General features: G+C 73.0%; 9 protein-coding genes. 6 read left to right on the plus strand and 3 right to left on the minus strand.

What is annotated here, in order from left to right; genetic code table 11:
- Positions 1 to 77: 77 nt before the first annotated feature.
- Genes BIV01_RS07750 through BIV01_RS07760 form a run of 3 tightly spaced genes read left to right on the plus strand, consistent with a single transcriptional unit; the run spans position 78 to position 2,459 of the window.
- Positions 78 to 1,637 (plus strand): AlkA N-terminal domain-containing protein, encoded by a 1,560-nt coding sequence (locus BIV01_RS07750; protein ID WP_071302508.1) that lies wholly within the window; start codon positions 78 to 80, stop codon positions 1,635 to 1,637.
- Positions 1,634 to 2,146, plus strand: a complete 513-nt coding sequence (locus BIV01_RS07755) for a methylated-DNA--[protein]-cysteine S-methyltransferase (RefSeq protein ID WP_070417632.1) — start codon at positions 1,634 to 1,636, stop codon at positions 2,144 to 2,146. Before BIV01_RS07750 ends, BIV01_RS07755 begins: the two co-directional genes overlap by 4 nt.
- Positions 2,147 to 2,195: 49 nt before the next feature.
- On the plus strand, positions 2,196 to 2,459 hold the full coding sequence (locus tag BIV01_RS07760) for a type II toxin-antitoxin system RelE family toxin (RefSeq protein WP_071302455.1): 264 nt from the start codon (positions 2,196 to 2,198) through the stop codon (positions 2,457 to 2,459).
- 19 nt (positions 2,460 to 2,478) lie between these two features.
- Here the strand turns inward: BIV01_RS07760 and BIV01_RS07765 are convergent, their stop codons facing one another.
- Genes BIV01_RS07765 through BIV01_RS07775 form a run of 3 tightly spaced genes read right to left on the minus strand, consistent with a single transcriptional unit; the run spans position 2,479 to position 5,395 of the window.
- A complete protein-coding gene (locus BIV01_RS07765) occupies positions 2,479 to 2,916 on the minus strand; it encodes a GbsR/MarR family transcriptional regulator (protein ID WP_071302456.1) in 438 nt (145 codons plus the stop codon).
- Positions 2,913 to 4,508 carry an ABC transporter permease gene (locus tag BIV01_RS07770; protein WP_071302457.1) on the minus strand — a complete coding sequence of 532 codons (1,596 nt, stop codon included), beginning with the start codon at positions 4,506 to 4,508 and terminating at the stop codon, positions 2,913 to 2,915. Before BIV01_RS07770 ends, BIV01_RS07765 begins: the two co-directional genes overlap by 4 nt.
- Entirely contained in the window at positions 4,505 to 5,395 is an 891-nt protein-coding gene (locus BIV01_RS07775; RefSeq protein ID WP_175473665.1) for an ABC transporter ATP-binding protein, read from the minus strand. The genes BIV01_RS07770 and BIV01_RS07775 overlap by 4 nt, the downstream gene beginning before the upstream one ends.
- 192 nt (positions 5,396 to 5,587) lie before the next feature.
- On the opposite strand from BIV01_RS07775, the gene BIV01_RS07780 reads away from it, so the two are divergent.
- The 3 genes from BIV01_RS07780 (at position 5,588) to BIV01_RS07790 (ending at position 8,925) form a co-directional block, all read left to right on the plus strand.
- A complete protein-coding gene (locus BIV01_RS07780; RefSeq protein ID WP_071302458.1) occupies positions 5,588 to 6,406 on the plus strand; it encodes an alpha/beta fold hydrolase in 819 nt (272 codons plus the stop codon).
- A gap of 17 nt (positions 6,407 to 6,423) precedes the next feature.
- Positions 6,424 to 7,305, plus strand: a complete 882-nt coding sequence (locus BIV01_RS07785) for a hypothetical protein (RefSeq protein ID WP_070417634.1) — start codon at positions 6,424 to 6,426, stop codon at positions 7,303 to 7,305.
- Positions 7,306 to 7,449: 144 nt separating this feature from the next.
- Positions 7,450 to 8,925 carry an amino acid permease gene (locus tag BIV01_RS07790; RefSeq protein WP_071302459.1) on the plus strand — a complete coding sequence of 492 codons (1,476 nt, stop codon included), beginning with the start codon at positions 7,450 to 7,452 and terminating at the stop codon, positions 8,923 to 8,925.
- Positions 8,926 to 9,004 lie beyond the last annotated feature (79 nt).

A 9,004-nucleotide genomic window follows, 5' to 3' on the forward strand; every position in this document is an offset into this window, starting at 1 on the left:
TCCCCGCAACGACGGACGTCCGCTGCCCTGTCTGATTTCCGCCAGTCGATGTCGGTGAGCCGTGTCAGGCTGTGGGCATGTCCACCGCACCAGACGCACTGCACGCCGAGCGCTACCGGGTCGTCGCCTCCCGCGATGCCCGGTTCGACGGGCAGTTCGTCACCGCCGTGCACTCCACCGGTATCTACTGCCGCCCCTCGTGCCCGGCCCGGACGCCCCGGGAGTCCGGCGTCACCTTCTACCGCACCAGTGCCGCCGCGCACCTCGCCGGCTTCCGCGCCTGCAAGCGCTGCCTGCCCGAGGCGACACCGGGCAGCCCCGAGTGGGACCTCCGCGAGGACGTCGCCGGACGTGCCATGCGCCTCGTCCTCGACGGCGTCGTCGAACGCGACGGCGTGCCCGGCCTCGCCGCCCGCGTCGGGTACTCCGAGCGGCAGCTCAACCGCATCATGACCGCCGAGCTCGGTGCCGGGCCCAAGGCGCTCAGCCGGGCGCACCGCGCGCAGACCGCGCGGACGCTGCTCACCTCGTCCGACCTGCCCGTCGCGGACGTCGCGTTCGCCGCCGGGTTCGCGAGCGTCCGCCAGTTCAACGAGACCGTGCGCGAGGTCTTCGCGGTCACGCCGACCGAGCTCCGCGCACGCCGCACGCTCCGACCGGTCGCGGACGGAGCACTGCACGTGCACCTGCCGGCGCGCGCGCCGTTCGACGCGCAGGGGCTCCTCGACTGGCACGCGCTGCACGCCCTGGCGGGCACGGAGCAGGTGGAGGTCGACGACACCGGGCGGGTCACGTCGTACGGACGGGTGCTCGACCTGCCAGGAGGCGCGGCCTGGTTCAGCGCCTCGGCTTCCGTCCCCGGGGTGGCCGGGCGGGGGACCGGGATCGACCTGCGCGTGCGGGTCACGGACCTCTCCGACCTCCCGACGCTCGTGGCGCGGGTGCGCTCGTACTTCGACCTCGACGCCGATCCGGAAGCCGTCGACGCCGTGCTCGGCGCGGTGCCCCAGCTGGCCGACGCCGTCGCCCGGGTCCCCGGCATCCGGCTGCCCGGCGCCGTGGACCCGCACGAGATCGTGTTCCGGACCCTCATCGGCCAGCAGGTGTCCGTCGCGGCGGCCCGGACGGCGCAGACACGGTTGGTCGCGGCGCTCGGTGCGCCCGTGCCGTCCGCGATCGCGCCGGACGGCCTGCTGTTCCCGTCCGCCGCCGTCATCGCGGCTCGCGGGCACGAGGTGCTCCGTGGCCCGGCTGCCCGCGTCGACACGATCCTCCGGGTGGCCGCCGCGCTCGCCGACGGGTCGCTCGTGGTCGACGGCGGGCAGTCGCTCGACGAGCTGCGCGCCGGACTCCTCGCGGTGAAGGGCATCGGGCCCTGGACGGCCGACTACGTGGCGCTCCGGGTCCGCCACCATCCGGACGTCTTCCTCCACAGCGACCTCGCCGTGCGCAACGGTGCACAGGAACTCGGGCTGCCCGGTTCGGCGCGCGAGCTCTCCCTATGGTCGGAGCAGGTGGCGCCGTGGCGGAGCTACCTCACGATGCACTGCTGGCGACCGATCATCGACCGCGCGACGGCGACGACCGGTGCGACCCACACGACCGCGGCTCCGGCCGCCCGGAAGGACGAACGATGACCGATGCGACGATCCAGACGCTGGACACCCCCGACGGCCCCTTCACCGTGCTCGAGGACACCGAGGGCCGTGTCCTCGCCTCGGGCTGGACGGACGATGCCGAGCGCATCCTCGCGCGCCTCGCGGACCGGCACCGGCCGGAACGCGTCGTCGACGGGCGGGTGGCCTCGGCGGACGCCGTCGACGCGTTCTACGCGGGCGAGGTCGAGCACGCGATGCAGGTGCCGGTGCGCCAGTTCGGCACCGAGCTCTTCGCCGAGGGCTGGCGGCAGCTCCGACTGATCCCCGCCGGCGGGACGTTGACCTACACCGGGTTCGCCGCGGCGATGGGGCGACCCGACGCCGTCCGGGCCGCGGCGAGCGTGTGTGCGCGGAACGCCCCGGCGCTCTTCGTGCCGTGCCACCGCGTGCTGCGGACCGACGGCACGCTCGGCGGCTTCGCGTGGGGGCTCGACGTGAAGCGGTCCCTGCTCGAGCGGGAGTCGGTGGGCACGACGGCCCTGGTCTGACCTGTACGAAACGCACGAGCGCGGACCCGCCTGGCGTCGATCATCGACGATGCCCGTCGCGAGCCCGTCTCCCTCACGCGACACCGCCATCCCGGAGAACGAATGCATCGAGGTCATCCCGTCCGCGCAACGTGTCATCCGCACGATCCTCACCGAGCACCCACGTCCCCCAGCCGCGCGGAAGCTCGTGAACCGACCGGGTTGGCGGGTCCGTTCGGGCGACTCCCGCCTCATCGACGCGATCGACGACGGCCGGCTGCTGGGGGTCGTGGTCGACGCCGGCAACCGCCGAGCGATCTCCCCCGAGCGGTGACGGGTGGGGGCGCTGACGGTCAGGAACGCTGAGCGTTCCACTCGTTGAGCAGGTCCGGGATGCGGCGCTGGACGAACCGGAAGAACCCGGCCATGTCGAGCACGCGCTCCCGGGCGGCCGGCACGTCGAGCGACGCCGCCGTGGTCTCTGCGACGGATGCGAGCCGTTCGTACAGCGCCTGGTTGTTGACCGACGCCGCGTACCAGGCGTGCTCGGGCAGCTCGTACACGTACCGACGGTCGCCCGCGACGCGTTGCCGGGTCATCATCCCGACGGTCTGCAGGTAGCGGACTGCTCCGGACACGGCTGCGGGGCTGACCTCGAGCTCCGTCGCGAGCTCCGCGGCGGTGAGGGCCGACGACTCGCTGGTCAGTACCGCGACGAGTGCGGCGGCGGGCATCCGGGGGAACCCGGCGTCCGCGAACGCCTCGACGAGACGGTTCGCCTCCGGCGTCACGGGCGGGTCTCCTGGCGACGAGCGAGCACGAGAGCGACGATACCGAGGAACACCGCGACACCGAGCAGCCACCACGCCCCGGCCCAGTCGACGTGCGCGGCGGGGACACCGGGCGTGTGGGTGAACGGGCTGATCTGCCGAGCCCAGTCCGGCACCCGCAACAGGCCGCCGAACTGGCCGAGCAGGAGCGCGACCCCGAGGGCGACCCACACGAGCCACCCGGCGATCCTCGGGAGCGCGACCGCGACGACGGCCGCGATGCCGATGAGCACGAGCGCTGCCGGGATCTGCGCCAGCCCGGCCGCGACGGTCGACCAGAACCGGTCCGTCCCGGTCGCGGTGAACGCCAGTCCGCCCACGACACCGGTCGTGAGCGACACCGCCACCGCCGCGCCGACGCCGATCCCGAGCCACTCCCCGAGACGCCGGACCCGTCCGACCGGCGTGGCGAGGAGGAGCTCCGAGCGGCCGGCGCGGTCGTCCTCGGCGGCCCGGTTCAACGCTCCGATCCCGGCGGCGGCCGCGAGGATCGAGGTGATCCCGACCACCGCGGCGACGAACTCGTCCAGCAGGGCTCCGCGGCCGCCGGGCACCAGGGTCTCGAGCAGCCTCGTCACCGACGAATCGGCACCGATCGCGTCGATCGCCGTGGTGCCGAGTCCCCCGGCGAACGCTCCGAGGACCGCCCCACCGACGGACCAGGCGAGCACGGTGGTCCGGTGCAACCGCCAGGCGAGCCCGAGCGACGTCCGGAGTCGACCGTCCGCGCGACCCGGTCGTTCCCGGAGGAGACTCGCGCCGAGGTCCCGCCGGCCGCGCACCACCAGGGCTGCCGTGACGCCGACGACCGCCACGACCAGGCACGGCACGAGCGGTCCCCAGTCCTGTCGCGTGAAGGGGAAGACGTGCTGGCCCCACCCGATCGGGCTCAGCCAGCTCGGCCAGGCACTCGTCACGGTGAGGCCGTCGGTGCTCCGGGTCCCGACGGCGTCCCCGGCCGCACGGAGCAGGTACGTGGCGGCGACGACCCCGACGCCGATCGCGTTCGTCGACCGGGCGGTCGGTGCGACCTGCGCCACGACGACGGCGACGCCGGTGTAGGCGAGGCCGACGCAGGTGGCCGCGGTGCCGGCGAGGGCGGACCCCGACGCCGGCAGGCCACCGGCCGCGAAGCCGAGCGTTGCGAGCAGGCCGAGCAGGACGTTCGCGGCCGTGGCCACCCACACGGCCGCGACGAGCGGGCTCCGGCGGTGTACCGGGCCGGCGAGCAGGAGCTCGGCTCGGCCGGAGTCCTCGTCCTGCCGGGTCTGCCGGGTCACCAGGAAGACCGACATCAGGCCCGCGACGAGCCCGAGGTACGTGAAGATCTCGAAGAACGCGTACGCACCCTCGTCGGTGCCGTCCGGGACGCCGCGGATGGCCAGGAGGCTCGGGGTCGCGGTGATGAGCTCGACCAGCGTCCGCCGCTCGGCGGCGTCGCCGAACGCCTGTGGCACAGCGGCCGCGGTGGCAGCGGCGAGCAGCCCGGCGACGACGGCCCAGACCGGGACCCGGACACGCTCGCGGCGGAACGCGGTCCCGATGACGGTCACCGTCCCTCCCGGCCGTAGTGGCGGAGGAAGAGTTCCTCGAGCGAGGGCGGCTCCACCGTGAGCGCCTCGACACGGTGGCCGTCGAGCGCCGCGATCACGCCCGCGACCGCTGACGGCTCGGCGCCGAACCGCAGGGTGCCGTCCTCGGCGACCAGGTCGTGGACGCCCGGCAGCGCCCGGATCGCGTCCGCCCGGGCGTCCGTGGTGACGGACACGCTGCTCTGGGTGAGGTGTCGCATCTGGGCGAGGGTGCCCTCCTCGACGGCCTGCCCGGCACGGATGATCGTCACCCGGTCGCAGAGCGCCTCGACCTCGCTGAGGATGTGGCTCGACAGCAGCACGGTCGCCCCCTCGGACCGGACGCGGCGGACCTCGCCGCGGAAGACCTCCTCCATGACGGGATCGAGGCCGCTCGTGGGCTCGTCGAGCACGTACAGCCGCGCCGGACGGGCGAACGCGGCGATGAGGGCGACCTTCTGGCGGTTGCCCTTCGAGTAGGACCGGGCGTGCTTGCGGGTGTCGAGGTCGAAGTCGCGGACCAGGCGCGCGCGGAGCTCCGGCACCGCCCCGCCCCGCAGCCCCGTGAGCAGGTCGATCGTCTCGCCGCCGGTCAGGTTCGGCCAGAGTGCGACGTCACCCGGCACCGAGGCGAGGTCCGCGTGCACGGGTACGGCGTCGCGCCACGGATCGTGCCCGAACACGCGCACCGAACCGCCGCTCGCTCGGAGCAACCCGAGCAGCACCCGTACCGTCGTCGACTTCCCGGCGCCGTTCGGGCCGAGGAACCCGTGCACCTCGCCGGCGGCGACCCGGAGGTCCAGGCCGTCGAGCGCGCGGGCACGTCCGAAGGTCTTCACGAGCCCGGATGCCACGATCACGTCGTCCATGCCGCGAACGCTACACCTGATTCACGATGTTGTGAATCGTGTGATCGACCCGGTGTTCTCCCCCTGGTTGCGGGTGTCGACGCGGGGGCACGGGGCTGTCATGCTCGACACAACCGACCCGCCAAGGACCAGACCCGAAGGACCCCACGCGCGCCAGCGGCGCACCGCGGTCGACCCACCTTCGAGGACCCCATGGACCAGCACGTCGACCGCACGGTCGTCTCCGCGGACGGCACGGTGCTCGCCGTGTCCGACGCCGGGACCGGCCCCGCGCTCGTCGTCGTCGGCGGGGCGTTCGACCACCACGGCACCCCGTTCGTCACCGGCCTGACCGCGGCCCTGCAGGGCCGCTACCGGGTCATCACCTACGACCGACGCGGCCGCGGCGCGAGCGGCGACACCGACCCGTGGGCGATCGAGCGCGAGGTCGAGGACCTCGCGGCCGTCGTCGCCGACGTCGAGGGTCCCGTCACGGCGGTCGGCCTCTGCGTGGGCGCGGGCGTGGTGCTGCACGGCCTCGCGGGCGGGGTCCGACTCGACGCCGCCGTGCTCTGGGAACCGCCCTACCGCGCCACCGTCGACCCGCACGCCGACGACGTCGTCTTCGCGGACGTCCTCGACGAGCACGTCGCGGTCGGGCGTCGCGCCCAGGCCGTCCGGGCGTTCCTCGCGCACGTCCTCGGCGTCCCCATGGGCCAGATCACCGCACTCCGGCTGAAGGGTGCGCTGTGGCGGTCCCTCGTGGTCGACGCGCACGTGCTGAGCCGTGACGTCCGGGTCCTCAACGGTCTCGCGATCCCCGAGCGGGTGGCTGCAGCCGTGGGCGTGCCCGTCCTCGTCGCGGCCGGTGGCGACGGCCTCGAGTGGATGCGGCAGGCGGCCCGGGCGGTCGTCGAGGCCGTCCCGGGGTCGGAGTACGCCGAGGTGCCGGGGCAGGGACACGTGCCCGCGCCCGAGGCCCTCGGCCAACTGCTCGACCGCTTCACCGCGCGGACGGCCGCACGGCGCTGACCACCGGGGCTGCAAGGATGGTCGTCGTGAACGCACCTCGCCTCGGACTCCTGCTCGACGTCGACGGGCCCATCGCCAGCCCCGTCTCGCGCACCATCGCGATCCCGAGCATCATCGAGGACCTCGTCGCGCTCGCGGCCGAGGGCATCCCCGTCGTGTTCAACACGGGGCGGAGCGACGCCTTCATCCGGCAGGAGGTCGTCGGACCCCTGCTCGCCGGCGGTCTCGCCGCGGGCGGCCGCGTGCACGCCGTGTGCGAGAAGGGCGCCGTCTGGTGCTCGATCGGCCCGCAGTACGAGGGCGGCATGGGCGAGCTGACCGTCGCCGAGGACCTGGCGCTGCCGCGGGACTACGCCGACGAGATGCGCGAGCTCGTCCGCGACGAGTACGCCGACCTGGTCTTCTTCGACGAGACGAAGCGCGCGATGGTCTCGATCGAGCAGCGCGTCGAGGTGCCGAACGCCACCTACCTCGCCCGCCAGCCGGAGTTCGACGCGAAGGCCATGGCCGCGCTCCAGCGCCGCGGGCTCGGGGTCCGCCGGCTCGACGACGTCCGCCCCGACGCCGACGGTGCCGTGCAGTGGCGGATCGACCCGACGATCATCTCGACCGACGTCGAGTCCGACCGCAGCGGCAAGGACATGGGCGCCGAGCGGTCGCTCGAGCTCCTCGCGCAGGACGGCGAGCTGCCCCTGGCGTGGCGGACGATGGGCGACTCCCGGAGCGACTACGCGATGGCGGACTGGCTGCACGCGAACGGCCACGAGGTGGCGCACGTCGACGTCCGCCCGTCCGACGGGGTCCCGGCGACGCCCTACCCGGTGCTCACGGCACCCGACGGCGTGATCCACGACGACGCCGGAGCGCGGTTCCTGTCGGACTGGCGCCGGTCCGTCTGAGCCGAGCCGCGCCTCCCGGGCCCCGGACCACGCGCAGTCGCAGGCCGCGCTGCCGGGCCACGCCCGTCCGCGGTGTTTGCGTGTCGGGGTGGTACACCAGTAATGTCGCGGGGTCCGCCGCCAGCCGATGACGGGATCCACCCCATGGCACAGAAGCTCCGCATCAAGTCGATCGAGGCCTCACTGGCCGACTCCGAGGAGCAGGGCCGGTCCCTGAAACGCTCCCTGAAGACGTTCGACATCGCCGCGATGGGGATCGCGGTCGCCGTCGGCGCCGGCATCTTCTCGGTCGGAGCGAACGCCGCCGCGAACTTCGCCGGACCAGGCGTCATCATCTCGTTCCTGCTCGCCGCCGTCACCTGCGGCCTCGCGATCATGTGCTACGCCGAGTTCGCCTCGACGATCCCCGTCGCCGGCTCCGCGTACACGTTCACCTACGCCACGATGGGCGAGCTGCTCGCCTGGATCGTCGGGTGGGACCTCATCCTCGAGACCCTCACCGCCAGCGCCGTCATCGCGAAGTACTGGGGCATCTACCTCAGCACCGCGTTCGAGGTGTTCGGCGTCGACCTGCCGAGCACGATCCAGCTCGGGCCGATCCCGTTCACCTGGGGCCCGGTCCTGATCGTCGGCATCTTCACGGTGCTGCTCGCGTTCGGCACCCGCCTGTCGTCGCGGGTCTCGGCCGTCATCACGGTCATCAAGGTCGCCATCGTCGTGTTCGTCATCGTCGCCGGTGCGTTCTTCGTCAAGGCCGCGAACTTCACCCCCTTCATCCCGCCGGCGTCGCCCGCCCGCGGTTCGGAGGGGAGTGTCTGGACCCAGTCGCTCGTGTCCTGGTTCACCGGCTCGGAGCCCGCCCAGTACGGCGTCTTCGGCCTGCTCGCCGCGGCCTCCCTCGTGTTCTTCGCGTTCATCGGCTTCGACGTCGTCGCGACCAGCGCCGAGGAGACCGAGAACCCGCAGAAGACCCTGCCGCGCGGCATCTTCATCGGCCTCGGCATCGTGACGCTGCTCTACGTCGGCGTCAGCGTCGTCATCACGGGCATGGTGTCGTACCAGCGCCTGGCCGAGGAGAAGACGCCGTCGCTGGCATCGGCCTTCGACATCGTCGGACTGCCGTGGGCCGCCGGCATCATCGCGATCGGCTCCCTGATCGGTCTGACCACGGTCGTCATGGTGCTGCTGCTCGGCCTGTCCCGCATCGTCTTCGCGATGAGCCGTGACGGCCTGCTGCCGCGCTGGTTCTCGAAGACGAACGAGAAGACGCAGACGCCGGTGCGCGTGCAGGTCGTCGCGGGTGTCGTCGTCGCGCTGCTCGCCGGCTTCACCGCGGTCGACAAGCTCGAGGGCATGATCAACATCGGCACCCTGTCCGCGTTCGTGCTCGTGTCGATCGGGATCATCGTGCTCCGTCGTTCGCGTCCCGACGCGCCGCGTGCCTTCCGGGTGCCGTGGTCGCCGGTGCTGCCGATCGTCTCGGCGGTGCTGTGCTTCTGGTTGATGTTGAACCTCGAGGTCGAGACGTGGGTCCGGTTCGTCATCTGGCTCGTGGTCGGGTTCGCGATCTACTTCGGGTACAGCCGTCGCAACAGCCGGGTGGGCAAGGGCCTGCAGTAGGGCGTGCGCGCGCTCTGGCGCTGGCGCTGGCGGGGGCGCTGGCGCTGGCGGGCGGGTCGAACCACGTTTCCGACACCGA

The sequence above is a fragment of the Curtobacterium sp. MCBA15_013 genome, from assembly GCF_001865095.1.
GTDB lineage: Bacteria > Actinomycetota > Actinomycetes > Actinomycetales > Microbacteriaceae > Curtobacterium.

Coding starts and splice junctions, on each gene's coding strand:
- BIV01_RS07750 (WP_071302508.1), top strand. CDS start 78: ATGTCCACCGCACCAGACGCACTGCACGCCGAGCGCTACCGGGTCGTC.
- BIV01_RS07755 (WP_070417632.1), top strand. CDS start 1,634: ATGACCGATGCGACGATCCAGACGCTGGACACCCCCGACGGCCCCTTC.
- BIV01_RS07760 (WP_071302455.1), top strand. CDS start 2,196: ATGCCCGTCGCGAGCCCGTCTCCCTCACGCGACACCGCCATCCCGGAG.
- BIV01_RS07775 (WP_175473665.1), bottom strand. CDS start 5,395: ATGGACGACGTGATCGTGGCATCCGGGCTCGTGAAGACCTTCGGACGT.
- BIV01_RS07780 (WP_071302458.1), top strand. CDS start 5,588: ATGGACCAGCACGTCGACCGCACGGTCGTCTCCGCGGACGGCACGGTG.
- BIV01_RS07785 (WP_070417634.1), top strand. CDS start 6,424: ATGGTCGTCGTGAACGCACCTCGCCTCGGACTCCTGCTCGACGTCGAC.
- BIV01_RS07790 (WP_071302459.1), top strand. CDS start 7,450: ATGGCACAGAAGCTCCGCATCAAGTCGATCGAGGCCTCACTGGCCGAC.